At 71.3% G+C, this 25,920-nt stretch carries 19 protein-coding genes; 12 read left to right on the forward strand and 7 right to left on the reverse strand.

The features are described from left to right. Nucleotides 1-123: 123 nt before the first annotated feature. A complete protein-coding gene (locus CAP_RS26260) occupies nucleotides 124-930 on the reverse strand; it encodes a Uma2 family endonuclease (protein WP_231511707.1) in 807 nt (268 codons plus the stop codon). A 222-nt stretch (nucleotides 931-1,152) separates the two neighbouring features. Between CAP_RS26260 and CAP_RS26265 the strand changes: the two genes are divergently transcribed. The 4 genes from CAP_RS26265 to CAP_RS26280 all read left to right on the forward strand — a co-directional run bounded on the left by CAP_RS26265 (nucleotide 1,153) and on the right by CAP_RS26280 (nucleotide 9,922). Beyond that, nucleotides 1,153-2,418: a P-loop NTPase fold protein gene (locus CAP_RS26265; protein WP_044245893.1), complete on the forward strand. Its 1,266-nt coding sequence runs from the start codon at nucleotides 1,153-1,155 to the stop codon at nucleotides 2,416-2,418. Next, nucleotides 2,418-4,625 carry a metallophosphoesterase family protein gene (locus CAP_RS26270; RefSeq protein ID WP_044245895.1) on the forward strand — a complete coding sequence of 736 codons (2,208 nt, stop codon included), beginning with the start codon at nucleotides 2,418-2,420 and terminating at the stop codon, nucleotides 4,623-4,625. The genes CAP_RS26265 and CAP_RS26270 overlap by 1 nt, the downstream gene beginning before the upstream one ends. Nucleotides 4,626-4,697: 72 nt before the next feature. Continuing rightward, nucleotides 4,698-9,398 carry a DUF2339 domain-containing protein gene (locus tag CAP_RS26275; RefSeq protein ID WP_044245898.1) on the forward strand — a complete coding sequence of 1,567 codons (4,701 nt, stop codon included), beginning with the start codon at nucleotides 4,698-4,700 and terminating at the stop codon, nucleotides 9,396-9,398. Next, the gene (locus CAP_RS26280; protein ID WP_044245900.1) at nucleotides 9,395-9,922 is read left to right on the forward strand and encodes a hypothetical protein; all 528 of its coding nucleotides are present in this window, start codon (nucleotides 9,395-9,397) and stop codon (nucleotides 9,920-9,922) included. The genes CAP_RS26275 and CAP_RS26280 overlap by 4 nt, the downstream gene beginning before the upstream one ends. A gap of 40 nt (nucleotides 9,923-9,962) precedes the next feature. Here CAP_RS26280 and CAP_RS26285 read toward each other — a convergent pair whose 3' ends face one another. After that, on the reverse strand, nucleotides 9,963-10,568 hold the full coding sequence (locus CAP_RS26285; protein ID WP_044245981.1) for a 3'-5' exonuclease: 606 nt from the start codon (nucleotides 10,566-10,568) through the stop codon (nucleotides 9,963-9,965). 45 nt (nucleotides 10,569-10,613) lie between these two features. Here CAP_RS26285 and CAP_RS50915 point away from each other — a divergent pair, with 45 nt between their 5' ends. From CAP_RS50915 to CAP_RS26310, 5 genes are all read left to right on the forward strand, one after another. Further along, nucleotides 10,614-11,654: a hypothetical protein gene (locus tag CAP_RS50915; RefSeq protein ID WP_044245902.1), complete on the forward strand. Its 1,041-nt coding sequence runs from the start codon at nucleotides 10,614-10,616 to the stop codon at nucleotides 11,652-11,654. A gap of 41 nt (nucleotides 11,655-11,695) precedes the next feature. After that, nucleotides 11,696-12,247: a hypothetical protein gene (locus tag CAP_RS26295; protein ID WP_044245904.1), complete on the forward strand. Its 552-nt coding sequence runs from the start codon at nucleotides 11,696-11,698 to the stop codon at nucleotides 12,245-12,247. A 79-nt stretch (nucleotides 12,248-12,326) separates the two neighbouring features. Next, nucleotides 12,327-12,884 (forward strand): hypothetical protein, encoded by a 558-nt coding sequence (locus CAP_RS26300; protein WP_044245906.1) that lies wholly within the window; start codon nucleotides 12,327-12,329, stop codon nucleotides 12,882-12,884. 198 nt (nucleotides 12,885-13,082) lie between these two features. After that, a complete protein-coding gene (locus CAP_RS26305; protein ID WP_044245907.1) occupies nucleotides 13,083-13,640 on the forward strand; it encodes a hypothetical protein in 558 nt (185 codons plus the stop codon). 20 nt (nucleotides 13,641-13,660) lie between these two features. After that, nucleotides 13,661-14,227, forward strand: coding sequence for a hypothetical protein (locus tag CAP_RS26310; protein WP_156041157.1), 567 nt, complete (start codon nucleotides 13,661-13,663; stop codon nucleotides 14,225-14,227). Here CAP_RS26310 and CAP_RS26315 read toward each other — a convergent pair. Both CAP_RS26315 and CAP_RS26320 read right to left on the reverse strand, forming a co-directional pair. Next, nucleotides 14,224-14,919 carry a class I SAM-dependent methyltransferase gene (locus CAP_RS26315; RefSeq protein WP_044245912.1) on the reverse strand — a complete coding sequence of 232 codons (696 nt, stop codon included), beginning with the start codon at nucleotides 14,917-14,919 and terminating at the stop codon, nucleotides 14,224-14,226. The two genes, CAP_RS26310 and CAP_RS26315, sit on opposite strands and share 4 nt — an antisense overlap. Nucleotides 14,920-15,080: 161 nt before the next feature. Beyond that, on the reverse strand, nucleotides 15,081-16,262 hold the full coding sequence (locus CAP_RS26320; protein WP_231511708.1) for an ARPP-1 family domain-containing protein: 1,182 nt from the start codon (nucleotides 16,260-16,262) through the stop codon (nucleotides 15,081-15,083). 173 nt (nucleotides 16,263-16,435) lie between these two features. On the opposite strand from CAP_RS26320, the gene CAP_RS26325 reads away from it, so the two are divergent. Beyond that, nucleotides 16,436-17,521, forward strand: coding sequence for an aldo/keto reductase (locus tag CAP_RS26325; protein ID WP_044245914.1), 1,086 nt, complete (start codon nucleotides 16,436-16,438; stop codon nucleotides 17,519-17,521). Between the two features lie 59 nt (nucleotides 17,522-17,580). Here CAP_RS26325 and CAP_RS26330 read toward each other — a convergent pair whose 3' ends face one another. The 3 genes from CAP_RS26330 to CAP_RS26340 all read right to left on the reverse strand — a co-directional run bounded on the left by CAP_RS26330 (nucleotide 17,581) and on the right by CAP_RS26340 (nucleotide 20,784). Next, the gene (locus CAP_RS26330; protein ID WP_044245917.1) at nucleotides 17,581-18,063 is read right to left on the reverse strand and encodes a peroxiredoxin; all 483 of its coding nucleotides are present in this window, start codon (nucleotides 18,061-18,063) and stop codon (nucleotides 17,581-17,583) included. 27 nt (nucleotides 18,064-18,090) lie between these two features. Continuing rightward, complete coding sequence (locus CAP_RS26335) at nucleotides 18,091-19,581, reverse strand: hypothetical protein (RefSeq protein ID WP_044245920.1); 1,491 nt, start codon at nucleotides 19,579-19,581, stop codon at nucleotides 18,091-18,093. A 144-nt stretch (nucleotides 19,582-19,725) separates the two neighbouring features. After that, nucleotides 19,726-20,784 (reverse strand): hypothetical protein, encoded by a 1,059-nt coding sequence (locus tag CAP_RS26340; RefSeq protein ID WP_044245921.1) that lies wholly within the window; start codon nucleotides 20,782-20,784, stop codon nucleotides 19,726-19,728. Between the two features lie 127 nt (nucleotides 20,785-20,911). Here CAP_RS26340 and CAP_RS26345 point away from each other — a divergent pair, with 127 nt between their 5' ends. Both CAP_RS26345 and CAP_RS45565 read left to right on the forward strand, forming a co-directional pair. Further along, nucleotides 20,912-23,011 carry a S9 family peptidase gene (locus tag CAP_RS26345; RefSeq protein WP_231511709.1) on the forward strand — a complete coding sequence of 700 codons (2,100 nt, stop codon included), beginning with the start codon at nucleotides 20,912-20,914 and terminating at the stop codon, nucleotides 23,009-23,011. Nucleotides 23,012-23,231: 220 nt separating this feature from the next. Next, nucleotides 23,232-25,730 (forward strand): serine/threonine-protein kinase, encoded by a 2,499-nt coding sequence (locus CAP_RS45565; protein ID WP_052375963.1) that lies wholly within the window; start codon nucleotides 23,232-23,234, stop codon nucleotides 25,728-25,730. Nucleotides 25,731-25,920: the final 190 nt, after the last annotated feature.

Raw genomic sequence — 25,920 nt, forward strand, 5'->3', positions numbered from 1 at the left:
CTCCGGCCCCTCCTCGACGACGCCCCGTTGTCTCCTGCCGGAGGTCCCCCGGCCTCCTTCAGGAGCCCTCCCTGCCTCCTGCTGGAGGCTCCTGGGCCTCTCGTTTCGGCCCGCCAGAACGGCTCAGCGCGGCCCGGGCCACCGGCGCTCGCGCTTCAGTGCAGCGCGCAGGGCTTCCAGCTCACCGATGTCCATGGCCTGCACGGCGGCTTCCTGCTCGGCGGAGAGCACGAGGCCGTAGGCTTCGTAGAGGTCCACCAGCGCAGCGCGCAGGCTCTCGGCGCGGCCCTGCTCAAGGCCCTTGGCCATCGCCTGGGCCTGCACCGCTTCCAGGCTCTCGTAGCCCCGGCGCTGGAGCAGGTTGCGCAGGGTGATCTCGTGCGCGGCTTCCCGGTCGTAGAGCGCCTCCACGGGCACCGGGTTCCGGAGCACGCCGGGCGCCACGAGCTGCTCGCCGGGGTGGAGCACGCGCGCGGGCCGCACGATGCGCCGGGCACCGGAGGGCTCCGACGCGGCGGGCTCGTACACCTCGACACGCCGCTTGCCATGAAGGCGGACCACCCAGACCCAGCGGGTACCGGCGTCGAGCAGCTCCAGGATCTTCTGCTGGAGGTCGGCCTCGTCCTGCCCGCGGTCGGCGTACTCCACGGCGAGGGACGGTGCCTCGGTGGCCCAGCCGGGGTCGCTGGAGACGTTGCCGATCGACACGTCGGGAGCGCGGAGCAGGTCGGGGCGCGGGGAGAAGCCGGTGTCCACCCCGGCGGACTCCACGGCGGGATCGCTGTCGAGCACCGTGCCGCCCATCAGGTTGCCGCGGCTGCCGCGCCGGCCCGTGGGGAGGACCTCGATGAGACGACCTCCGGAGATCTCGTAAGGGTCTCCGGACCGGATCTGATCAGCGGTCACGGGGTGACGGGGCGGGGCAGTCATCTTGTCGTTCCTCATACTGATTTATTCCGGACTGACCCGCTTGTCGATTTGCGAAAGCGACGAGGAAGCGCCATGCGGACGCGACATTCGCGCTTCCAGAGCGACACGCAGTGCACGACGTGAATGCATTACGCGCGCATTGGCTGGTCCATGCGGCAATCGTGGCGCCTCACTTGCCCCCCCGATCGGCGGCGGGTAGCTTCGTCCGATGGGAGCGCCACCATGCAGGATGCGCGGGCCAAGTTCAGGGAGCTGACGCGGGTCTTCGATCCCATCTACAAGCCCTCGCAGGAGGCCGAGCGGGGGCCGGGGTCGTCGTACGTGCCGGAGGCGCACGAGCGGTACCGGGGGCAGCTCGAAGCGTCGCTGGATCTGAACGACGACGCCAAGCTGCTCGTGGCGGGGCAGCCGGGGTGCGGGAAGACGACGATGCTGCTCAACGTGACGCAGGCCCTGCGGCAGGAGGGGCGCATCGTCGCGTTCGTGGACCTGGAAGCGCAGACGGCCGTGCAGGATCTCGGCTCGGTCGAGATGTACCTGGCGGCCATGGCGGAGCTGCTCTCGGAGGCGAAGAAGTCGGCGGCGCCGCTGCCCGCGGGGGCGCTCGCGATGTGCAAGAGCTGGCTGGAGAGGCTGCAAGGGGACGGCGGGGTCGACGGCGATGCGCAGGGGCTCGCGGACACGCTGCGGCGGTTCCTCTCGGCGGCGCGGGAGAACCCGCTCCAGCGCGCGGAGCTGCGGACGCGGGCGCAGCACGGGGCGAACGATCCCCTGGAGGTGCTGAGCAGGCTGCTCGAAGCGCTGCGGCTGCAGCGGCCGGTGGTGATCCTCGACGGGCTCGACAAGCTGCCCCCGCAGCAGGCGCACGACACGTTCCTCAACGACAAGCGCAAGCCCATGGCGGAGGCGCCGGGCGTCGCGATCCTGACCATCCCGCTCTCGCTCGTGTACGAGCCGACGTTCAACGTGCTCAGCGAGCGGTACAACAACGCGGACAGCGCGGTCCTGCCGGCGGTGCGGCTCTGGGACTTCGACGGAGGGCGGCGGGAGCGGCAGCGCTCCGAGGCGGGCGTCGGGATCCTGCGGCGCATCGTGGAGGCGCGGGTGGATCCCATCGATCCGCGCATCGTGCTGCCAGGCGCGGTGGACCGGGCCATCGCGGGCTCGGGGGGGAACATCCGGGAGCTGGCCAGGCTGATGCAATCCAGCGTGGTGAAGGCGCACGTGCGGAAGGGGAGCTTCATCGAGCCGCAGGACGTGGAGGCGGCCATCGCGGATCAGCGGGAGTCGTTCCGGCGGGCGTACGATCCGCGGTTCTTGCCGGTGCTGGAGAAGGTGCGGCGGGAGTACCGGCTGGAAGGGCAAGGCGAGGTGACGAAGCAGCTCCTCTACGGGCTCTGGGTGATCGAGTACCGGAACGGGATCGCCTGGTACAGCTTGCCGGACCCGGTGGAGCAGCTCCTGCAACAACTGGAGCGGGCGCGCTGATGGCTTCCGAGCGCTGGTTCGAGGAGCTCGCGGCGCGGCTCGACCTCGCCCAGGGGTCGGCGAGCCTCCTGGTGGTCGTGGCCGAGAGCGAGGCGGTGCTGGAGGGGGCGCGGAGCGCGCTCGTGGCCCTCCTGTCGGCGGTGCCGATCAAGGTGGGCGATCTCGGGGAGTGCGCGCCGAACGCGGGGCCAGGGCGGTGGGCGGAGCTGTCGCAGGGGCTCGCGGCGGAGGTGCACCTGCTCGCGGCAGCACCTCCCGCCCCGTTCGGGGTGGCGGCGTTCGCGGGGCTCGTGAACGCGGAGCGGGAGCTGCTCCGGCGGCTGTCAGGGCCGCTCCTCCTGCTGATCTCGCGCACGACGGAGCAGGTGCTGCGGCAGCGGGCGCCGGACTTCCTCACCTGGGCCTCGCAGGTGGTGGAGCTGCCGCGGGCGGAGGAGCTGTCGGCCATGTCCCGCAAGCTCGCGAGCCGCACCCGGCGCGCGGGGGACCCGCAGGACGCCGGGCAAGACACGGGGAACACCGGGGGCACAAGCAAGATCCCCCCGCGGCCGCCGCCGGAGGAGCCGATCCGGTTCCTGCACCTGTCGGACCTGCACCTGCGGCCGCAGCGGTTGAAGCGCTACGATCAGGACCGGGTGCTGCGGGGGCTCTTGCAGTTCCTCGAGGCGGACCGGGCGCGGTTCCCGCTCGATCTCGTGTTCCTGACCGGGGATCTGGCGCACGGAGGGAAGGCCGACGAGTACGCGCTCGCGGGCGAGTTCCTGCGCGAACTCATCGACGTCACCGGCGTCGCGCCAGCGCGGGTGTTCGTGGTGCCCGGAAACCACGACGTGGATCGCGACGTGGGGCGCTGGCTGCTCCGCACGCTCTCCAGCGACGAGGAGGCCGTGCGGTTCTTCATGGAGGAGGAGAGCCGGCGGTTCCACGCGCAGAAGCTCGACGCCTACCGGAAGAGCATGCAGGCGCTGCTCGGCGCGGACCGGCCCATGGGGCTCGGGGTGGGGGCCGAGGCGGTGGAGGTCGTGCAGCTCCGGGGGGCGCGGATCGCGGTGGCCTCGTTCAACACCGCGTGGTTCGCGCAGGCCGACGACGATCAGGGGCGGCTCTGGCTCGGCGAGCCGAGCATCGACGGGGCAGAGGGGCGGATCGCGGACGAGGGGGCGAGCTTCGCGATCGCGCTGATGCACCACCCCTTCGACGAGCTGCACGAGAGCGAGCGGTGGATGGTGGAGCGCCGGAGCGAGCGGGTCTTCGATCTGCTGCTGCGCGGGCACCTGCACCAGGAGCGCACCCGCGCGATCGCCTCGCAGCGCGGGGGGTTCGTGGAGGTCGCCGCGCCCGCGGCCTACCAGGGGAGCCAGTGGGGGAACGGCTGCTTCCTCGGCGAGATCCGGCCGCGCGAGAGGAGCGTCAGGCTCCGGCCCTACACCTACGCCTCGGGCGCCGATCCCTGGGTGCTCGACCCCAAGGTGTTCCCGGACAGCGCCGACGAGGGCTACTGCCACACCTTCCAGGTCCCCGAGAAGAAGCGGCTGCGGAGCACGGTGGGCGAGAGCCTGCGCAAGGCCGCGGTGGCGACCGTGCTCGCGGCGCCCCCGGCAGCGCGCAAGGAGCTGGAGGCGCAGCTCGACATGCTCTCGCCCCCGGGGAGAGCGGCCGGGGACACGACGGAGCGGGTCACCAAGGAGGTGTACGAGACGCTGCGCGCGGCGACGGTGCAGGCGCTCCTCAAGGGCCAGCAGGGCGGCGCCAGCGGCGAGATCGTGCAGATCCCCAGGTCCGATCCCCAGTTTCTGGAGAAGTCCCTCCTGCAGGCGGCGCGCTGGGCGCGCGTCTCGGCGGCCGCGAGCGGGCTGCTGAACAGCGTGACGAGCCACACGCTGGAGCACATGTTCTGCTCGGCGCTGGAGGCGGTGCTGGAGGGGCCGGTGCAGGTCCTGTCGCTCTCCCAGAGCGAGGGCCCCGACGTGCTGATCGGGAGCGACAGCGAGGCGCCGGAGCGACGCGCGGTGATCGAGCTCCGGCTGGAGGTGCGCGGCGACGTGATGCGCGCGGCGCTCGCGCAGCTCGACGCCCAGCTCACGGCGTTCCCCGGCGTGCATGCCGCGCTGGTGATGTCGGAGGTCTCCCTGGCGGAGGCATCCGCCGCCAGCGTGGAGCGGGTGACGACCCCAGATGGGCACGAGGTCCTGCTCTTGCGGATGTGACGCGGCGCGATGCGCGCGGGATTCCTCTGCGCGGTGGTCCGCCTGAGAGGTGCTCCGTGATAGGCGTGCTCCATGGAAGTGATCGCGATCCTGCTCGGGATCGGTCTGACGGGGGTCTTCCTGCTCTCGCCCTTCATCGCCCTGGCGATGGCGTCGGGCGCGAAGGCGCGCGCCGAGGGACTGGAGCGCCGGGTGCTCTCGCTGGAGGCGGACCTCCAGCAGCTTCGGGACTACGCCTGGAGGTCTGACGTCGCGCTGCGGCGGGTGACCCAGATCGCCGACGCCATGATGGACCCCGCGGGCACCGCCTTGCCTGCCCCAGGCGTGGTCCCATCGGGAGCACCACCAGAAGCGCCGCCAGAAGCGCCGCCAGAAGCGCCGCCAGGAGGGCCAGTCCCCTGGGCGCCCCTCGCCGCGATGCCCGGCGCGGCAGCTCCAGGAGCCCCCGGGACGGCGCAGCAACCGGCAGGGACGGCGCAGCTTCCTGGCACCGGCGGTGTGCTCGAAGGCGCCCAGCCACCCGGAGGGGCGCAGCTTCCCGAGGGAGCTGTGTCTCCGGAAGGCGCGGCACCGCCCGCGCACGGAGCGCTCCCCGACGGCGCCGCAGGACCTGCTGGCGCGCAGCTTCCGGATGGCACCCAGCTCCCCGCGGACGCGCAGCTCCCGGATGGCACCCAGCTCCCGGGAGGAGCGCTGCCTCCCGGGGCTCCCCTGCCCTCTGGCGTCGAGGGTCCGCTTCCGCAGGGGGACCCTCTCGACGAGGTCGACATGGCAGCGGCGACGGCCGCGGGGCCCTCGCTGGAGGAGCAGCTCGGGCTCACCTGGCTCACGCGGGTGGGCGCGGCGGTGTTCCTGCTCGGGGCGCTCTTCTTCTTCAAGTACGCGGTCGACAACCAGTGGATCGGGCCCGCAGGGAGGGTCGCCGTGGGCGTCGCGGCGGGGGTCGGGCTCCTCGTCGCGTCGGAGGTGCTGCGGCCGAAGACGCGGCCCGCGTTCGTCCACATCCTGACCGGGATCGGCATCTCGGTGCTGGTCGCGTCGGTGTGGTCGAGCGTGGCGCTCTACCACCTCGTGCCGCAGGGGGCGGCGTTCGCGGCAGCGAGCCTGGTGCTGGTGCTCGGCGCGGCGCTCTCGCTGCGGCACCGGGCCGAGCCGATCCTGGTGCTGGTGCTGCTCGCGGGGCTCCTGAACCCGGTGGTGCTGTCGACGGGGGAAGACCGGCCGCTCGCGCTGTTCGCGTACCTCTTCCTGCTCACGTCGATCACCCTCGGGGTGTCGTTCAAGGCCCGGTTCAAGGTGGTGCCGGTGCTCTCGGTCGCGGGCGTGGTGGTGCTCTTCCTCGGCTGGTACGAGCGGTTCTTCGACGTGCACCCCCCGGACGCGTTCGGCTTCGATCTGCCGGGAGGGAATGTCGGGGGGGCGTACCACGCGCTGTCAGCGCGGGTCGTGCCGATCGCGGCGGTGCTGCTGTTCGGCGCGCAGTGGTCGGCGCTCGCGCTGAAGCTCCGGGAGCGGGGCGAGGCGGGCGATACCAGCGCGGCCAGCGCGGCGCGCAACTTCGCGCTGGCCGCGCTGGTGCTGACCCATGCGGGGGCGGCGCTCCTCCTGTTCGATCACCCGCGGGTGGTCGCGGTGGCGGCGATCGGGCTCGGGATCGGGGCGATCGCGCTCCTGCGCGCGGTGAAGGCGACGCAGTTCCTGGCAGTGCCGATGGCGGCAGCGTTCATGGCCTTCCTGTCGGTGAGCCACGGGGTGCCGGTGGACGAGCGGGTGCTCCTCGTGGCGCTGCTCGGCGGGTGGACCGCGGTGTACGTGGGCGGCTTCTTGCTGGGTCCCGGGCGGGAGGCGATGGTGACGCCAGCGGGCGCCATCGCGAGCACGGTCGGCGCAGGGCTGTTCGTGATCCTGGCCGGGGTGCAGCTCGTCGCGGCGCGGCCGACGCTGTTCGTATTTCTGGTGGCGCTCTCGGCAGCGCTCGTGGCGCTGATCGCGGCGAGCGCGGGGAAGCGGTGGCTGCAGCTCGCCGCGGTGATGTTCACGGTGGTGGCGGTGGCGATCGCCTCGGGGTTCACGCGGCGCAACGCGGCGGGCTCCGGGCAGGTGGACGCGGTGTTCCTCGCCGCGGTGGCGGTGTGGGCGCTCGTGCACCTCGTCGCCGTGGTGGACGACGTGGTGCGTCGCGGGAAGGAGGTCACCTGGGAGATGATGATCACCGCCTCCCTCGGCCCCCTCGGCTTCCTGATGGCGGCGCTGACGACCACCGGAAGCGACATGCCCACGCTGCGGGCGCTGCTCACCGCGGCGGCTGGCAGCACCGATCTGGCGGTGGGTGTCTTGCTCCTGCGCGCGAAGCAGGAAGCCTGGGCGCAGAGGGCACGCAGGGAGGCGCGCAAGGCGGCACCCGAGGCGGCACCCGAGGCGGCTCCCGAGGTGGCTTCCGGGGCGGCTTCCGAGGCGGCTCCCGAGGCGGCTCCCGAGGCGTGGCCCCAGACGGGGGTCGAGGCGCACGCGCGGGTATCGCTCCTCTTCGGGCAGGCGCTCGGCATGTTCGCGGCGGCGATCGCGTTCGGTTTGAGCGGGGCGACGGTGACCGTGCTCTGGGCGGCGCTCGCGTGCGTGGCGGCGACGGTGGGGGCGCGCTCGCGCGAGGTGATGTGGCTGCCGTTCGCAGGCATGCTCTTCATCGCGGCGCTGATCCGGCTGCTCGGGGTCGACGTGGAGGAGGCGAGGCGGGTGGTGAACCTGTACTTCGCGACGCAGGGACGCGAAGGGATGATGGCGCTCCCGGTGCTGTTCAATGCCCGCGCGGTGGCGCTCGCGGGGACGTCGGCGGCGATGCTGGTCTCGGCGTGGCAGCTCGCGGGGGCGGCGCGGGAGAAAGACGCGGACGAGCGGTGGCGGGTAGCCTGCGTGATGGCGGTGCTCGGTGGACACGCGCTGTGGATCACGCTGGCGATCCTGGAGGCGCGCTCGGCGGTGCGGACGCTGCCCGCGCCTCCCGCGGTGCCCCTCGACGGGGCAGAGTGGGAAGTGTTCCGGAGCCATGTGGACAAGGCGATCGTGGACCAGGCCGGGAGGCTCTCGATGACGACGACGCTGGTGCTCGGGGCGGCGGCGACGGCGCTCCTCGCTGGAGGTTTCGCGGCGCGGAGCGCGCTGCACCGCTACCTGGGCCTCTCGCTGTTCCTGGCGACGGTCCTGAAGCTCGCGCTCTGGGATGTGTGGAGCGTGGAGCGGGGCTACCAGATCCTGCTGCTGACGGGCGTCGGCGCGCTGCTCGTGGCCGGCGGGTTCCTCTACGCGCGCTTCGGGCAGAGGCTCGTGGCGCTGATGAAGACGGGGGAAGTGGCGCCCCCGGCGAAGGCGAGGGCGAGCGCGAGGACGAACGCGAGAACGAGCGCGGGAGGGCCCGGGGCGCCGCGTCCCCCCGGGGCCGCGGTGGGAGGCTTGATCTTCCTTTCTCTCGGGGCGCTCGCGGGGCGCGCCGAGGCACAGCCGGTGACAGCGCTCGGGGTGTCGAAGCTCGCCTCGGTGAGGGCGGTCGGAGGCGTGGAGGCGGCGGGAGATCACCGGCTCTCGGTGGACGCGCCGCTCTACCGCGCGAGCCTGTCGGAGGGGTTGCTCAGCGATGTGAGGCTCGCGGGTCCGGACGGGAGGGAGGTGCCGTACGTGGTGCGCCCGGTGGCGGCGCCGCGGGCGGAGTCGCTCATCCCGGGGGAGCTGTCGGATCCGACCGTGGACGCGCAGGGGGCCTCGCAGGCGACGTTCAGGCTGCCAGCGGGATCGGTGCACTGCCGGGTGAAGCTCCGGGTGAGCTACGGCTCCTTCCTGCGGCAGGCACGGGTGGAGACGGGCGACAGGCGCGAGGCGCTGGGGACGGCGGCGGAAGGGCCGTACGTGTACCGGGTCGATCAGCCGGGGGGCTCCGTGGAGATGCTCGATATCCCCTACCCGCGCTCGGAGGCGCCGCTGGTGCGGGTGACCCTGCTGCCCGATCGGGCCGAGAACGCGGCCCGGCTCCGGATCGAGGGGGGATGGTTCTCGTGCCCGGGGACGACGACGACGGCGACGGAGACGCCGGTGGATCTGGTGCCGCTCGCGATCGAGGGGATGGCGCGCGACGAGCTGACGAAGACCACGGTGGTGACGCTGGACGCCGGGAGCGAAGAGGGGCGCGAGGGGGTGCCCATCGAGGCGCTGCGGCTCGACGTGGGGACGTCGGAGCTGAGCCGGCGGGTGGAGGTGACGGCGACGAGCTACCGGGAGGTGTGGCCCGCGGTGGGCGGGGGGATGGTGTACCGGATCGCGCCGCGCGCAGGGGTGACGCTGGAGTCGCTGCGGCTGCCGACGCAGGTGACGCGCAAGCGCTGGTTCCGGCTGACCATCCACGACGGCGACTCGGCGCCGCTCGATCTGCGGGGAGTGCAGGGCGAGGTGAGGTCGCGGGAGATCGTGTTCCGCGCCGCCCTGGCCGGAGAGCACCGGCTGTACGTGGGAGACAAGGTGGCGGAGAGGCCGCAGTACGACCTGGAGGACATCCTGGCGCGCGCGGAGCGGTCCGAGGCACCGAAGGAGGCGACGATGGGACCTGTCGCGGTGAACCCGCGCTTCGGGCAGGGAGAAGTGGCGCCGTCCTTGCCGGTGACGGAGCGCTACCGGGGCGTCATCGGTGTCCTGCTGGTGATCGTGCTCGGGGCGCTGTCGCTGTGGGCCGTGGTGCTCCTGCGCAAGCCACCGGAGGACGCGGAGGGCGGAGGAGGCTCGGCGTCGTGACGAGCCCCCGGGCCTTTCTCGCAGCGTTGACGCTCGGTGCCGTCCTGCTGTCGGTGGACAGCGCAAGGGCTCAGCAGGTGCAGACGGTGGAGCGGTGGTACGGCTGGCAGAACCTGATCGGAGCGGGCGTGTCGGGCGGCGTGATAGTGACCGGCACCACGACGAAGACCGACGCGGTGACGTTCGTGGGGCTCGGGGCCTTTGCGGTGAGCGGGCCGATCATCCACCTCGCGCACGGAAGGCCCGTCGCCGCAGGCGGGGCGCTGGCGCTCAACGTCCTCGTGCCTACCCTGACGACGCTCGCCGGAGGGGGCATCTGCCTTCTCGGCTGCGACGACTGGTCCCATGACACGCCGGATTTCATGCGCGCCGGGCTGGTGGCCGGCATGCTGTTCGCGACCGTGATGGATGTGGCCGTGCTCTCCCACGAGGAAGAGCGCACTTCCGTCGGCGTGGCGGCGCCAGGGTCCGAGATGCAGCCGGAGCGCTACACGCCACTCTTTCATGTCGGCGGTCGGTTCTGAGGTTCACGGCGTGCCGCTGGTCGCGCCAGGGCCTCTCCGATCAGCGCGCCGGCCCCGGCCGCGGCGGAAGCGGGGCTGCCTGCTGGCGAGGCGAGGCCCGGCCGAGCGCGTAGGGGAGCAGGCGGGCGATGTTGCGCGCGTCGTCGATGGCGCGGTGCTGGGTGCCCTCGAACCGGATGCCCACCCGGCGCAGGGCCTGGCCCACGCCGTACGCGCGCGCCTCGCCGAGCTGCTGGGAGAAGCGCTCCTTGAGGTTCAGGTGGGTGCTGCTGAGCGGGAGCTGGGCGTGGTGACGGTGGGCATCGCGCTCGAGCTGGTTCTTGTCGTAGCGGCCCCAGGAGCAGAAGCGGGCGTTGGTGCCGCGCACGAACTCCTTGAGCCTGGCGACGGCCGAAGGAAAGCGGGGAGCCGCGTCCACGTCGGCCTGGGTGATGCTGGTCAGCCCCGTGCAGAACTCGGTGAGCCGAGGGTGAAGGACGGGGCGGACGAAGGTCTGGAACTCGCGCGCTGGCGCGAGGGTCACGGCGTCGACGAGCACCGCGCCGATCTCGATGATCTCCATCTCGTCGCGGGGGAAGCTGTGCATGTCGCAGCAGGTGGCCTCGAGATCGATGACCAGGTAATGGGTGAAGTCAGGTGAAGTCATGTCGGTTGCCTCGTTGAAGGAGTGTGCGCGGAGGATGCGCCGTTCATGAGGCGCGCGCCCGGACATGAACCCGGACACGAGGGTGTAGCCGCGCCGCCCGGCTACACCTGGGCGGACTACCTGGAGCACCTCGTGGAGGCGCAGGGGTCGCTCGCGGCGGTGGCGCTCCGGCTGTCGTCGCTCGCGAGCACCCCCGAGGATCCGGGCTCGATCGAGCGCGCGCTCCGGCGGCTGCGGCGGCGCGGGCACCTCGACGGGGGTCTGCACGGGCGGCGGCTCGTGCGGGCGTTCGGGCTGCCGGTTGCGGTGGAGGCGCGGCTGAAGTGGATGGGCGTGTACCACAGCCGGTTCACCGATCTGCCGCGCTCCCTGTGCCTGGATCAGCTCCGGCTCTGGGACCGGCCGCCGGTGAGCGGAGCGCGGGCGCGGGTGTGGGTGGAGCTGGGGCTCTCCAGCGTGGCGCTACGCGGGCGCGACATGGCCACGGCAGGGGTGCACCTGCGGAGAGCCCGCGCGGTGCCCGGCGCGAGTCCTGCGGCGCGGGTCGAAGCGTGCCTGTGCGAGGCGTTCCTCGCGAGCAAGCAAGGAGAGAGGGCTCGGGCAGAGGCGGCGCTCGCGGAGGTGGGCCGCGTGCTTGGCGAGGAGGGCCCCACTGGCCTCGCGGGAACGGAGCGGGCTTGCCTGCAAGCACGGTGGGTCGATCAGCAGGCGTACTGGTTCAATCATCCACGAGAGGGTGAAGCGCCCGACCACGAAGGGGCACTGCGGCTGTACGAGGGCATCGCGGACGAGGAGGTGGACCCGTTCGTGAGCTACCGGCGGGACGCGGGGAAGGCCTACGCACGTTGGCGGCTCGGAGATCGCGGTGAGGCGATCCGCCTGGCGGAGTCGGCGTGCCGGCACGCAGGAGACGGAGGTTTCCTGAGGTTGCGGGTGATGGGGCTGCACCTGCTCGCGCGCATCCTGGGCGAGGTGGACGGGGCCTCGGCGCGGGCGCGGGCGCTCTCGATGGCACAGCGGCTGGAAGACGAGGAGCTGCTCGGCAGGATCACAGGACGCGCCTCTGCTTCTCAGGTCAGCTCCTGAGTCGCGGCCGGGCGCGGCCCAGGATAGGGTGGAAGGTCGAGATGAAGCGTCCCTGGACCTCCTTCACCGCGGTGCTGCTGGCAGGTCTGCTCTCCTCCGGAGCCGCGCAGGCGCAGGCGCAGGCGGAAGTCCCCACCGAGGAGCAGTGGTACGGCTGGCAGAACCTGATCGGGCTCGGCGCAGCCTACAGCCTCGTCGGTGTCGGCCTCGCCCTCGACGAGGACACGGAGTGGATCGCGGCTGTCGGGCTCGGCGTCTACGCGCTGAGCGGGCCGATCATCCACCTCGCGCACCAGAGGCCCACCGAGGGCGGCATGAGCCTGGGTCTCAACGTCGGCCTGCCGCTCGGCGGGGCCCTGCTCGGCGTGGGGATCGCCTGCGGCGTGGGGACCTGCAGGGGCTTGAGAGGCCCCCTCAAGGCCGCCGAGACCGCCATCATCCTCGGGGCAGTCGGCATGCTGACCGCGAACGTGATCGACGTGGCAGTGCTCTCGTTCGAGGAGGTCCCGGTCACCACGGGGGTCGCCCAGGGCGCTCTCGGCGCAGCTCCAGCGCAGTACCGGCCCGTCTTCCAGTACAGCGGGCGCTTCTAGCCACGACTGCGTGCCCTGCCCCGCCGTGTCGATGCGGTGACATCGCAGCGCGAGGTCTGCTGAGATAGCATTCAGGGCGATGAAGCTCGTGGAGCGCTCGTTCATCGCCGCGGCGGCGCTGGCTGCGCTGACCTTCACCGACGCCACACACGCCCAGGCGGAGGTGCGCACCGAGGAGCAGTGGTACGGCTGGCAGACCACGATCGGACTCGGTACGGCCTACAGCCTCGCGGGTGTCTGGCTGTTCACCGACGCGTTCGATGACAACAAGGTGTGGCCCCTGGGCACTGCCTTCGGGATCTACGCGCTCACCGGTCCGGCCGTGCATCTCGCCCACGGGCGCGGAGACGCCGCGGCGGGAAGCATTGGCCTCAACGTCGGCGCGCCGCTCGGTGCGGGCCTCCTCGCCGCCGGGCTCTACTGCGCGTTCGACGGGTGCAGCGGCACCTTCGAGGGTCTGGGAGCCATGGTGGTAGGCCTCGTGAGCGGGGTGGCAGGCATGGTGGCAGCGAACGTGATCGACGTGGCGGTGCTGTCGTTCGAGGAGGTCAAGGTCTCCCCGGGAGCTGCAAAGAGCGGTCTCGGCGCAGGCCCGGCGCAGTACGTGCCCATCTTCCAGTACGGCGGACGGTTCTAGTACTGCGTACCCCAGAGCAGGGACCCAGGGTCCCTACGCTCCCGATGGTCCCTACCCCCGTTGCTTCCCTCGAACGCCGAGCCGAGGACCCGGGACGCACTCGGGAAACAGAGCACTGGCCAGGGCTGCGTGCCCTGCCGCGCCATGTCGATGCGGTGACGTCGCAGCGCGAGGTCCGCTGCGATAGCGTGCAGGTCGATGAAGATCGTGGAGCGCTCGTTCGTCGCCGCCGCGGCGCTGGCTGCGCTGACCTTCACCGACGCCGCACACGCCCAGGCGGAGGTGCGCACCGAGGAGCAGTGGTACGGCTGGCAGACCACGATCGGACTCGGCACAGCCTACAGCCTCGCGGGTGTCGGGCTGTTCGTCGACGCGTTCGAAGACTACAGGGGGTGGTTCGTGGGCCCCGCCTTCGGGATCTACGCGCTCACCGGGCCAATCGTGCATCTCGCCCACGGGCGCGGAGGCGCCGCGGCTGGGAGCCTCGGCCTCAACCTCGGCGTGCCGCTCAGCGCAGGATTTCTCGGTGCCGGGATCTACTGCCTGATCGACGACTGTAACGGGAGCTATCGGGGCCTGGCAGCCGTGGTGGCAGGCATCGTGTTCGGGACGGCAGGCATGGTGGCGGCGAACGTGATCGACGTGGCGGTGCTGTCGTTCGAGGAGGTCGAGGTCTCCGCGGGATCTGCAAAGAGGAGTCTCGGCGTAGGCCCGGCGCAGTACGTGCCGATCTTCCAGTACGGCGGCCGGTTCTAGGGTCGGTGTAGCCTGGATGCGTGACGCCCGTCCGTAAGCTGCTCACCGCCACCGCGCTCGTCATGGCGCTGCTCGCACCTTGCAGAGCATCCGCACAGTCTCTGGGCATGGTCCCCCGCACCGAGCGAGAGCAGCAGTGGTACGGCTGGCAGAACTTGATCGGGCTCGGCGTGGGCTACGGGACGCTGGCCCTGGGTGAGGCGCTGGACAACGAGCTGGACGTCGCGCTCGTGGCCACGGGCGCCGGAGTGCTCGTGCTGAGCGGACCCGCGATTCACCTGGCCCACGAGAACCTGCCAGCCGCCGGGGCAAGCCTGGGGCTCAACCTGGGCCTGCCACTCGGCGGAGGCCTCCTCGGGATGGGCGTCATGTGCGCAACGAACAACTGCACCGGGTGGTTCGCAGAGCTCGGGGCGGCCGTGGGCGCGCTGGGGGGCGGGATCGCGGGGGCGCTGGCCGCGCACGTGGTCGACGCAGCAGCGCTGGCGTACGAGGAGACAGAGGTTCGTTCAGGTGCCGCGGCGGGCGCACTCACCTTCGACCAGGCCCAGATCACCCCTGTCTTCCAGCTCGGCGGACGATTTTAGGAAGCCCGCGCGATCCAGCCGTGGACCTGGAAGGCCCGGTAGAAGAGCGTCACGTCGTCGAAGCCCGCTTCCTGCAGGAGCGCCTCCTCGCGGGCGGGGGTGACGATGTGCATGACGTCACGCATGCCGCGGGCTGCCTGCGCGACGAGATCGGCAGGGGCACCGTTCATCCGGGCGAAGGCGCCGTAGAGGCGGAGCTGCGCCTCGAAGGCAGGGGAGTTCTTGTCGGCGCAGAAGTCGATGAGCAGGAACGATGCCCCCGCGGTGAGCCTGCGGCGAATGTGCCTGAGCACGTCGAGGCGGGTACCGTCGTCGGCGATGAAGCCGAAGGTGAGGAAGCAGGTGGCGGCGTCGAAGGGGTCCTCGGGCGCGTCGGGGACGTAGCCCTTCACGAGCTGCACGCGGTCGTCGAGGTGCGCAGCGCGCAGCTTGTCGGCGGCCTGGGCGAGCATCTGCTCGGAGGGGTCGACGCCGACGAACGTCCAGCCGGGGGAAGCCTTCGCGAAGACCGACAGCTCGACACCCCCCCCCGCGCCCAGCACCAGGATCCGCCCGCTGTCGCGGAGGCGGTCGCGCAAGAGGGTGGCCGCCATGGCGTGGCTCACATCGTAGCCAGGGACGAAGCGACGCGGTCCCTCGTCCTCGTAACGGGCGGCCGTCTCGCGGCTGTTGAACTCGAAAGGCTTCGTCATCGGCACTCCAGGGTGAGGTCTTCACCGGCAGTCGTAGCAACGACCCGGGCGCCTGTGGAGGGCAGGGTTTTCGCCCGGAGGGGAGAGGTTTTCGGTCCGCCTCCGCGAGCGCGCCCGCGCCACGCCGCGGGTTTCAGCGTGCAGGCTTCGGCGCGCAGGCTTCAGCGGGTTCGCTTCTGGGCAGCTTTGAGCACGTGCTCGGCAAGGAGGTAGCCGAACCCGGCGCGATGCAGGCGCACGATCAGCTCGTCGCGCGTGGTGCGCAGGGAGGCGGCGGTGGATTCCAGGTTCCAGCCATGGGCCGCGAGCTGCTTGAGCAGGTAAGCGCGCCGGGTCTGGGCGCCGGAGAGCCGGTAGGTGCGCGCGTACTGGACGGTCTGATCACGGCTCAGGATCAGCTCGCCAATGTGGTTCTCCTGCGCCGGATCCAGCTCGGTGAGGAAGCGCTGGAGCTGGAACGGGCCGGCCTTGTAGACGACATCCGTGGAGACGGGGCGGCCGATGAGGGTCCCGGCGTGGTCGGCGTGGAAGGTGGCGAGGTCCCTCCTGACGCGCGCGAGCTGCTGGCGCAGGTCGTCGAGCGAGGCGACGCGCGCCGGGTCGATGGGGGTGGTGAGCACGGGGCTCGGTCCGCTCCACTGAGCGGCCTGGATCAGGTCGATGGCGAAGCTGTCCTCCAGCAAGGTGCGGTGGAGGTCGCGGTAGTCGTCCGGGTGGGAGACGATGAAGGCCGAGGCGAGCGCGTCGCCGATGAAGAGCAGGACGCCGCACTGCCCCTCGTGGATCTCGAAGACGCGCAGCGCATCTTCCAGCGCAGGGACGCCGCGGCCCCCGACGGTGATCTCACTGCGGGGGCTGAGCCCGTGGGAGATGGCCTCCCGCGAGTACTCGGTCCAGGCGATCTCGGGGGCCTTGAAGTGGAGCGAGAGGAAGCCCTCGAAGGCGAGGTGCTGGGGCAAGAGGCGCAGGCGGTTCCCCTCCTCGCGCTTGGCCATGCGGTCGAGCAGCTTCACCCCGGGGATCTGGCCCGTGAGGCGCTTGCCGTCGGCGCCGCCGGCGAGGGTGGTGCCAAAGCTGCCGACCGGTGAGCCGTCGTCGGTCCAGCCGACCACGAGGGCGTGAGGCGCGTAGGTGGTGAGGTAGGCGCGACGTTCGCCGAGGTCAACGATGGTGAAGGGGTCCTCGTACGTGCGGCTGGCGAGGCGGAGATCGTCGCGCACCTCGTCGCGCAGGAGCGGGGTGAGGCGGACGTTGCCGAAGACCTGCGAGGGCGCCGCGCGGAGCCCTCGGAGGGAGAGCGCTGGAGGTGGAGGCGGCCTGGCTTTCACGCGGATGGAGATCAACGTACCCCGGGTCGGCGTCGGGAGGTGAAGGTGGACGTGGGCGCGCTGCGAGGTTCGAGGCGCGGCGTCCCCGCGCCCAGGGCGTTGTCTTCGCCGCTGAAGAGCGCAAGCATGCGCGCCGCGCGCCGCTGTCGTGCGCGCACGTGGCGCGGACGTCGCGCAAGGAGCCAGGCATGCCTCTCAATCACTACGTCACGCTCGGTCGTTCCGGACTCAGGGTGAGCCCCCTGTGCCTGGGCGCCATGACCTTCGGTGAAGATCTGGGCTGGGGCTCATCGGTCAAGGACTCGGAAGCCATCCTGGCCCGCTTCATGGAGCGGGGTGGCAACTTCATCGACACCGCCAACGCCTACACCAAGGGGCACTCGGAGAAGATCATCGGCGACTACCTGGGCAAGGACCGAGCGCGCCGGGACCGGGCGGTGATCGCGACCAAGTTCTTCGGGAACCTGTACCCGGGGGATCCCAATGGCGGCGGCGCAGGGCGCAAGGCAATCGTGGCGCAGTGCGAGCAGTCGCTGCGCCGGCTACAGACCGACTACATCGACCTCTACTGGCTGCACTGCTGGGACACGCACACGCCCATCGAGGAGACGCTCGCGGCGCTCGACACGCTCGTGAAGGACGGCAAGGTCCGCTACATCGGCTTCTCGGACACGCCCGCATGGAAGCTCGCGCAGGCGCAGACCATCGCGCTCCTCCGCGGGCTCACGCCCATCGTGGCGCTGCAGATCGAGTACTCGCTCCTGCAGCGCACGGTGGAGGGAGAGCTCATCCCGGCAGCGCTCGAGCTCGGGATGGGCGTGACGCCCTGGTCGCCGCTGAAGAGCGGTGCCCTCAGCGGGAAGTACACGCGCGAGAACGCAGGGAAGCAGAAGGCGGACCGCGGGGCGTGGGTGGAGTCGTCCCTGACCGAGGAGACGTACAAGGTGGTCGACGTCCTGCTGAAGACCGCGAAGGAGCTGGACACCACGCCAGCGCGGGTCGCCATCGCGTGGGTGCAAGCCCAGCCCGCCGTCGCCTCCACCATCATCGGGGCGCGGACGCTGCAGCAGCTCGACGACAACCTGGCAGCGCTCGACGTGAAGCTGCGCCCGGAGGACTTCACGGCGCTCGCGGCGGTGTCGAAGCCGAAGCTCAACTTCCCCGCCGAGTTCATGAACAACGCGACGATGTTCTCGCAGGGCGGGACGACGGTGAACGGGATCTCGGCGCACCCCTGGCCGTTCGCACCCAAGGACGACAGCGACCGGTACTGAACGGGGAGGCGAACGGACGCCCTGGCCCTCGCGCCGAGCGCGGCCAGGGCCTCGCTTCTTCAGTTCTTCGAGGCGCCCTCGAGCTGCTTCACGATGGCGAGCGCCTCGCTCACGTGCTTCGTCGCCTGGAGCTGCGACGAGAAGACGTGCCGCACGATCCCTTCCTTGTCGATCACGAAGGTGACCCGCCCTGGCAGGATGCCGAGCGTCGACTTGACGCCGTAGCTCTTCGCCGTCTGGCCCCCGGGATCGCTGAGCAAGGTCATGGGCAGGCCGTACTTCTTGGCGAACTGGCCGTGGGACTCGGCCGAGTCGCCGCTGATGCCGATCACCTCGGCGCCGGCCTCGGTGAAGTCGTCGTGGCTGTCGCGGAACGAGCACGACTCGGCGGTGCAGCCGGGGGTGTCGTCCTTCGGGTAGAAGAAGACCACGAGGGTCTTCTTGCCGAGGAAATCGGAGAGCTTCACGGTCTCCTGCTTCTGCGACTGAAGGCTGAACTCGGGGGCGCGATCGCCAACGGCGAGAGATGACTTTCCGAACATGGTGGCTCCGATGAGAGACGGTGGATGCTAGCACCCCGTCCCCGGCGTGCGTCCGGGGTCGTGCACCTGACGCCCGCGGCCGAGCATGTCGGCGACGCGGCCTTCGAGGTAGTGCTCCAGCTCGGAGAGCGGGGCGGTGCCCTCGGCGAAGCGCGCGAAGCCGAGCACGGTCGGGAGATCCTCGGCGTCGCGCAGGCCCACGGTGGGAACGGCAGGGCCGAGGCCCCGCGGGGCGTAGCGCTCGCTGTCGAACACCGGGTTGAGGTGGACGATGGAGGTGCGCCGCGCGGGGTCGAGGCGGGCACGGAAGGCATGGGCCAGGTCGCCGGCGGTGCCCGGAGGGTCGTTCTCGAAGCCGTCGGAGACGATGACGATCACCTCGGCCCCCCAGGCGAGGGCATCGAGCAGGGGACCTGCGAGGTCCGTCTGTCCGCGCGGGGTGACGAGCACCTCGTCGGGCGTGGGCACGGTCCAGAAGGCGCGGTACTCGCGCGCGGCGACGCGGAGCAGGGCGCTGACGCCGAGGGCGACGGCGAGGGGGCGACGGCGCTTGTCGGTGGAGCCCGAGGAGGAGTGGCTGCGATCGAGCACCGCGGCGACACGGCCGAGGGGCGCCGGGGCGCGGCGCAGGGCGCGGGTGGCAGCGCGGGTGAGGGCAGCGTCCAGCTCCTCGCGGCGGGCGCGGCGCTCCTCCTGGGAGAGCGAGAGGAGGTACACGGCGAGGCGGGTGAGCGGGGCGCGGCCGATGTCGAAGGCGAGCGTGACCCCCTCGCGCGCAGCGGTGCGCTGGAGCCGGAGCTGCTCGCCGGCCGTCATCTGGGGAGCCGCGCGGCGGAGGGTTTCCTCGCGGGAGAGGCCCCGCGCGGCGGCGATGCCCTCGGCCACGGTGAAGGGAAGGTCGAAGATGGCGCCCTGCGCGTAGCGGGCCTGCCTCCATCGCTCGAAGAGCGGGGTGACGTAGGCGCCGCGCCGTCGCGGCGTGAACAGGAAGGCCCCCATCTCGCCAGGGAGGCGGAGGTGCGCGTGCGCCGCGAGGACGCGGACGTGGTCGCGGTACTTCACGGCATCGAAGGTGGGATCGGGGCGGGCGGCGAGGTAGTCGCGAACGACGGCGCGCGCGCGGCGGTTGTTGACGCGGCGGTCGCGCAGGTGGCGCAGGATCTTGAGGGCGCGCTGCGGGGGTAGCTCGCGGAGGGCGGCGGCGATGAGGCGCCCCTCCTCGGCGCGCCCGGCGGGGCCGCGGCCATGAGCCCCCTGCTGGAGGAGGTTCACCAGGATCAGGCCCTGGTTGAAGTGGTTGATGCCCGCGGCGAGCGTGCGCGCGTAGAGGCGGCGGTAATTGCCGAGGATGTACTCGTGGAGGAACTCGATGGAGACGGCCTGGCCGCCCGCGGTGCCGTAAAACTCCGCCTGGCCGGTGCAGACGAAGCAGGCATTGATGAACATGACCAGGTCCTCGCGCTCGACACGCTCCGTGTCGAAGCGCAGGCGGCGCTGCGCGGCGGGCAGGGTGGTCATGCAGAAGAGAGCCGCCCGAGGAGTGGTGGAGTGATCAGCTAGATCGCAGCTTCATAGGCTGATTTTCGGAAATCACCCCGAGTCCCACAGGCGGCAGGGCAGCGTACCACGGCCCCCGCGACGGAGGGTCGGCGAGGAGCGCGATCAGGGCGTCGCGGGGGAGCGCGTGAGGTCGTGCTCCGGGTTACGCACGGCGCGGAACGCAGGATCGTCGCCGCGACGGCGGCAGAGGGGATGATCGAGGTAGCGGCCGAGGTGGTAGCCGTGAACCCAGGTGAGCATGGCGTGGACCTGGCCGAGGCCGCGCAGGCGCGCTCCGAGCGAGGCGATGGGCTCGCCGCCGCGCAGGCACGCCTCGTCGACGCGGTGCTGCGCGGTCATCTGGTAGAGCGCCGCGGCGTCGCGCGCGCGGCAGGCGGGGAGGTAGCGCGAGGGCTCGCGCTCCCAGAGGATGCGGCCGGCGAAAGTGGAGATGAGGCCGTCGTCGACGTCCTTCTGCAGGTCGGCGAGCGCGTCGGCGCGCTGGATGTGGAAACCCCAGTCCTGGATGGCTTCCTCTTCGTCCTCGGTGAGGGGGCGCGAGACGTCGTCGGGAAGCGCGCCGATGAGGGCGACCATCAAGAACCAGGCGCCGCTAATGCGCCGGGTCACGCCAGCGACCTCGGCGAGGCTCACCTCACCCGGATGGCTGCTCAGGGTGACGACGGCATCGATCTGCGTGCGCCACCCCTCGGCGATGACCGAGAGGACGTGGTGGAGACGCACGCGGCTCTCGGCAATCTGGGCGAGGCGCCTGCCGACCGACGCGGCATACGCGCAGCGAGGCTCGGCGGTGGCGGCGAGGCCAGAGCCCAGCGAGGCGAGGCTCGGCGCGAGGAACGCCTCGGTGCGGGCGCGGACCGCGCGGCGGCGCTCACGCATGCCGCCATGGAAGTCGCGGCGATCGATGATCTCGTCGTCGATCTTGGCGAGCAGCGAGAGCGCAGCGGCGCAGGCGCCCACCTGCTCCGCGTGCTTGCGGCCGCCGAGGGCCTCGTAGGTCAGCACCGCGAGCTGCCCGAGCGCCGCGCCGTGCAGCCTGCTCCTCGGCGTGACGCGGCCCTCGGGATCCGCGGCATCGAGGGAGGGGCCGAGCACCGAGAGGTACCCGCTGCCCGCCGAAAGAAGACGTCCTTGCCAGTCCGCAGAATCCAGGTGGCTCATGGAACGCATCACCGTCCTTCGCGCTCGGCGCACCCTAGTGAAATCGTCGGTGGCGGCAAGAGGGCAGCGCGCTCGCCATGAAAGGAGACGAGTCTTTCGCTTGCGGCTGGCAGCCGGGATCGGCGATATGGCGCACATGCTCCGCCACCGCGCCATCACGTTTGTTGCTCTTGCCGCCCTCGCCGGGTGCGCTCCTCCCGGACCTCCCGCGACACCTGCCACGCCTGCGCCGAGCCCGTCCGCGGCGCCACAGCCCACGCCGTCCGCCGCCACTCCTGCTCCCGCCGCAGCAACGCCTGCGGCACCGGCCTACGCAGGGCACGGCGCCGAGAGCATCAAGCCCGAGGTGCTCGCCAAGTATGCGGCGCGTCCGCTGCCCCAGGCGCTCTCGCGCCGCATCGAGGCGCTCTTCGACGTGCGGGCGCCCGGCGCCGGTGAGGTGTCTCCAGACGGGAAGGCGTTCTACTTCACCTGGACGATCACCGGCACCCGGCAAGTGTTCCGCCTCGACGGAGCGATGCGCTTCCCGATCCAGCTCTCCGGCGGCGAGGACGCGACGGTCATCGCCGACGTCATGCCCGACGGCCGCACCCTGGTCCTGATGCGCGACCGCAAGGGCGAGGAGTACCCCGGCCTGTACCTGCAGGACGTGAAGGGCGGAGCGCTCGTGGAGATCCAGCACAAGCCGCGGGTGCAGACCATCTTCGAGCTGGTCTCGGAGGACGGTCGCTACGTGTACTACCGCGCCAACGACGTGAAGCCGACCTCGTATGCCATCTACCGCTACGACGTCGCAGCGAAGAAGCGCGAGGTGGTCTTCGACCAGGAGGGTATCTGGCGGCTCACCGACATCGGCAAGGACGGACGCCTCCTCCTCGGCCGCGACGTGGGCGCGAACATGACCGAGGTGTTCGAGTACGAGCCGGCGACGAAGAAGCTGACCCCGGTGCTCGGGCAAGGCGAGCGCGAGGAGCACGAGGCCATGTACGGGGCCGCCGGGGAGATCCTGGTGCTCACGCCCAAGCTCGGGGAGTACCGCCGGCTGTACCGGTGGAAGGGCGGAAAGCTCGAGCCCATCACCCCCGAGCTGAAGCACGACGTGGAGGACTTCAAGATCGACCAGGCGAAGACGCGCATCTACTACCACGTCAACGAGGATGGCTACACGCGCCTCAAGGTCCTCGACGCGCGCACCCAGAAGGAGATCGCGCTCCCGACGTTGCCCGCTGCCGATCACGTGCGCGTGGTCTCGGCCACGCCGAACGGCAAGTTCGCGACCATCTCGGTAGACACCGGCCGCGCCCCCCCCGTGAGCTACGTGCTCGACTGGCAGACGAAGAAGCTGACGCAGTGGCACGCGCCGAGCACCCCGGAGATCGACACCAGCACGTTCGCCGTGGGGACGCTGGAGTCGTACCCGGCGCGGGACGGGACGAAGATCCCCATGTTCGTGCACCGGCCCCCTGCCTGCGCGAAGGGCGGCGCGGCCGCTGGAGCCGGCACCTCGGCGAGCGGGGGCAATCCCTGTCCGGTCATCGTGCTCTTTCACGGCGGACCGGAGGGGCAGGCACGCCCTGGCTTCAGCCCGCGCGTGCAGATCCTGGTGGATGCGGGCTTCGTGGTGGCAGAGCCCAACGTGCGCGGCAGCGATGGCTACGGACGCACCTGGATCCACGCCGACGATGGGCCGAAGCGCATGAACGTCCTCACCGACATCGAGGACGCGTCGAAGTACATCCGGGCCAACTGGGGGAGCGGTGGGCGCGCCCCGAAGGTCGGGATCTTCGGCGGCAGCTACGGCGGCTACTCGACGCTCGTCGGGATGACCATGTTCGCCGGCGCCTACGACGCCGGGGTCTCAGTGGTCGGCATCAGCAACCTGCTCACCTTCCTGCAGAACACCGCGCCCTACCGGCGGGTGCTGCGCATCTCCGAGTATGGCGATCCGGAGAAGGACCGTGAGGCGCTGCTCAAGCTGTCGCCGATCACGTACCTCGATCGGGTGAAGGCGCCGCTGCTCATCATCCAGGGCGCCACGGACCCGCGCGTCCCCGCGGGCGAATCGATCCAGATGCACGAGGCGCTCGAGGCGAAGAAGATCCCCTCGGAGCTGATCATCTTCGCTGACGAGGGTCACGGCGCCCAGAAGCGCGACAACCAGGTGCTCCAGTACGGTCACGTGGTGCGCTTCTTCCGGGAGCACCTCCGCGGCGAGCGCGTCGACTGATACAACCAGCCGGGCCCTCGTCCGCCTCCCGAGGCGACAGGTATCAGGCCCGAAGCGACAGAACACTTCGGGGACCTGGTCACTGCCTGTCCCAGGCTTGGATCATCCCCGGTCCATCCCTTCCGCCCTCCTCGTCCCGCCCCTCCCGCAAGTTCGCGAGATCGCTGGGAAGCCCTCTTCGCAGGGCATGGCACCCTTCTTGATCCCCTGAGGGTCGATCATGACCCCGATCGTGCCCTCCTCACGCCGGAACGCACCGCCTCTCGCGGGGGATCGGCAGGCTCGCGGCTGGCGTCAGGGGAGCCGCCCGGAGGCGTCTGCGCCGTCTCTGAGGCTCTCGGGGCAGGCTCCGCGTCCGGTCGGCGCCGGCGAGTTCAAGGGTTCCTCGCGCTACGAGCTGCTCCTCAAGCTCGCCTCCGGCGGGAGCGCTTCGGTGTACGTCGGAAGAGTCACCGGCTCCGCGGGCTTCTCGCGGCTCGTCGCGGTCAAGCGGGCGCACCCCCACCTGTCGCACGATCCGGCCGTGCGCAAGATGATGGGGACCGAGGCGCGCCTGGCCTCGGGCTTGAACCACGCCAACGTCGTCGCCGTGCAGGATGTGGAGCGCGTCGGCTCCGAGCTGCTCCTCATCCTCGACTACGTGGAGGGCGCGTCGCTCTCGGAGCTCCTGTCCGCTGGCACGCATGCCGACAAGCCGCTGCCGGCGCGCGTGGCGATGCGCATCGCGATCGACGCCTGCACCGGCCTCGCCGCGGTCCACGAGATCGAAGGGCGCGACGGCATGCCCATCGGATTCCTCCATCGCGACGTGTCACCGCAGAACATCCTGGTCGGGCTCGATGGGACCACCCGCATCACGGACTTCGGCCTGGCCAAGCACATCTGCAACGACGCCAGCAAGGCGTCGGGCATGCTCCAGGGGAAGCTCGCCTACCTCGCCCCCGAGATCATCGATCGCGCGACGTTCAGCGTGCAGAGCGATCTCTTCGCAATGGCCGTGGTGGTGTGGGAATCGATGGCGCGGCGTCGGCTCTTCCAGGGCGACACGTGGGCCGACACGGTGCGCAAGGTGGGCCTCGTGCAGCCGCCGCCGCTGTCGGCGATCGTCCCCGGGCTGGACACGCGCATCGACCGGATCATGGCGCGCGCACTCGACAAGGAAGCCGCGCAGCGCCACGCCACGGTGCGGGCTTTCGTGCAGGAGCTGGAGGCGCTGGGCGCGGAGCGACACCTGATCGCGACGAACTCGGAGGTGTCGGCTTACGTGGAGTCGGTGGTCGGCGAGTCCCTGCGGCGGCGCCGGGCCTTGATCCGGCCTTTCCAGCCCGTGGACGGCGAGGAGCTGATGACCACCCAGGACTTCCACGCCTTGCCGTGTCCCCTGCGGTCCTCGGGGGAGGCGCCCGCCATCCCGCCACGCCCCACACCGCCGCCGGTGTTCGCGCGCGCCGCTGCATCGCACGTCGCGGAGGTGCAGCCGCCCTCCTCGGGCATCACGCCTCCTTCTGCGCCGGCCTTCGGGCATCTGCCGCGCACCACCCCTCCCCCGGCGCGCGGACCGCTGCCGCGCACCACCCCTCCGCCCGCCCTCGGGTCGTTGCCGCGCACCACGCCTCCGCCCTCTCTGGGGCCGCTCCCGCACACCACGCCTCCGCCAGCTCCAGACATGCCTCAGGCGCCCTGGCGCACCGCGCCCCCGCTATCCACGTTGCCGAGCTGGGCGCCTCCCTCCCCCGCGGGCACCATCAAGCCGAGGCGCGAGCTGGCGACATCTCCGCTGTCGATGTCCGTGCTCTCGGCGATCCCGCGGGCTCCAGCACTGCCTGACGATCTGCTGGGCGCCATCCCTGTCGTGGCCGAGCTCGACGACGAGGAGAGCACCATGAACACCACGCCTCTGCCCGCGATGCAGGTGCCGGTCCTGGCCGCACCGCTCCCACCAGCACCGCCGCCACGGCACGAGGTGCCGCTCTTCCCGGCCGGCCATCGCTCCAGGCAGCATGCGCCGCCCGCCGTGGTGAGCGGATCGCTGCTTCGTCGACCTCTCCGTCAGGCAAGCCCACCCCAGGACGTGGACGCCTGGGCCAGCATCGAGGTGGAAGAAGATCTCGCCGAGGACATGGACGAGGACGATCTGAAGGCCACCGCGGTGCAGCAGAGTCCATGGGCGACGTCATCGTCGGACCCGCTCTCCCCCTGGGTACCTCCCACGGTGCCTCCGGCTCGACCTCGCGCAGCGCGCCGTGGCGCGGGCGCGATCATCGCTGCGAGCGTCACCATGGTGGTGGGTGCGGGTCTGGCCATGGCTGCGCTGCACGGACCGCTGGATCTGCGCGCGCTCCCCGGGTGGGCGGCACAGCTCGCAGGGGGACGGGGCGGGATGACGGAGCAGGGCGTGCAGCAACCAGGGGCAGGCGCCCCCGCTGCGGCTGGACGGCCTGCGTCGGCGGGAGCGCCTGTGGCAGCGAAGTCCGCCGCTCGCGTCGAGCAAGGCCAAGCAGGGGCAGTGCGCAACGGCGCGGCTGCCGCAGGAAAGCAGGGCGCCTTGGTTCCGCAAGGGGGCGTCGCTGCCGCTCCGACCGCACCGACCCCTGTGCTGACACCGGAAGGGCTGCCGGACGCCGTTCCTGGCGCAACCAGGAAGAACACGTCCTCGGGACGCGCAGGGCGAGCGCTGACGCCGGATGCCCTTCCAGACGTGAAGCGCCGCGGCCGCTGAGCGAAGGCTTCACGAGCCCAAGAGGCGGGCGTCGCACGCGCAGGTGGAGCCGCTGGCTCCCTCTTCCTTCGGCAGTCCTGCATTTCGCTTTGCAATTCGCGAAGGGAGGGACGCGCGGCGGAGGTCCGCTCCTGACTTGCAGCTTCGCCGGGAAGTCGGCACGCTCGCTCCTTGAGAGCAGCGCGGGCAC

Origin of the sequence: Chondromyces apiculatus DSM 436 (assembly GCF_000601485.1) — a bacterium.
GTDB lineage: Bacteria > Myxococcota_A > Polyangia > Polyangiales > Polyangiaceae > Chondromyces > Chondromyces apiculatus.

What these genes read in the sequence shown, in the direction of transcription:
- CAP_RS26260 (WP_231511707.1), bottom strand. Translation starts at nt 930, where the DNA reads ATGACTGCCCCGCCCCGTCACCCCGTGACCGCTGATCAGATCCGGTCC.
- CAP_RS26265 (WP_044245893.1), top strand. Translation starts at nt 1,153, where the DNA reads ATGCAGGATGCGCGGGCCAAGTTCAGGGAGCTGACGCGGGTCTTCGAT.
- CAP_RS26270 (WP_044245895.1), top strand. Translation starts at nt 2,418, where the DNA reads ATGGCTTCCGAGCGCTGGTTCGAGGAGCTCGCGGCGCGGCTCGACCTC.
- CAP_RS26275 (WP_044245898.1), top strand. Translation starts at nt 4,698, where the DNA reads ATGGAAGTGATCGCGATCCTGCTCGGGATCGGTCTGACGGGGGTCTTC.
- CAP_RS26285 (WP_044245981.1), bottom strand. Translation starts at nt 10,568, where the DNA reads ATGACTTCACCTGACTTCACCCATTACCTGGTCATCGATCTCGAGGCC.
- CAP_RS50915 (WP_044245902.1), top strand. Translation starts at nt 10,614, where the DNA reads ATGAGGCGCGCGCCCGGACATGAACCCGGACACGAGGGTGTAGCCGCG.
- CAP_RS26295 (WP_044245904.1), top strand. Translation starts at nt 11,696, where the DNA reads ATGAAGCGTCCCTGGACCTCCTTCACCGCGGTGCTGCTGGCAGGTCTG.
- CAP_RS26300 (WP_044245906.1), top strand. Translation starts at nt 12,327, where the DNA reads ATGAAGCTCGTGGAGCGCTCGTTCATCGCCGCGGCGGCGCTGGCTGCG.
- CAP_RS26305 (WP_044245907.1), top strand. Translation starts at nt 13,083, where the DNA reads ATGAAGATCGTGGAGCGCTCGTTCGTCGCCGCCGCGGCGCTGGCTGCG.
- CAP_RS26315 (WP_044245912.1), bottom strand. Translation starts at nt 14,919, where the DNA reads ATGACGAAGCCTTTCGAGTTCAACAGCCGCGAGACGGCCGCCCGTTAC.
- CAP_RS26325 (WP_044245914.1), top strand. Translation starts at nt 16,436, where the DNA reads ATGCCTCTCAATCACTACGTCACGCTCGGTCGTTCCGGACTCAGGGTG.
- CAP_RS26330 (WP_044245917.1), bottom strand. Translation starts at nt 18,063, where the DNA reads ATGTTCGGAAAGTCATCTCTCGCCGTTGGCGATCGCGCCCCCGAGTTC.
- CAP_RS26335 (WP_044245920.1), bottom strand. Translation starts at nt 19,581, where the DNA reads ATGACCACCCTGCCCGCCGCGCAGCGCCGCCTGCGCTTCGACACGGAG.
- CAP_RS26340 (WP_044245921.1), bottom strand. Translation starts at nt 20,784, where the DNA reads ATGAGCCACCTGGATTCTGCGGACTGGCAAGGACGTCTTCTTTCGGCG.
- CAP_RS26345 (WP_231511709.1), top strand. Translation starts at nt 20,912, where the DNA reads ATGGCGCACATGCTCCGCCACCGCGCCATCACGTTTGTTGCTCTTGCC.
- CAP_RS45565 (WP_052375963.1), top strand. Translation starts at nt 23,232, where the DNA reads ATGACCCCGATCGTGCCCTCCTCACGCCGGAACGCACCGCCTCTCGCG.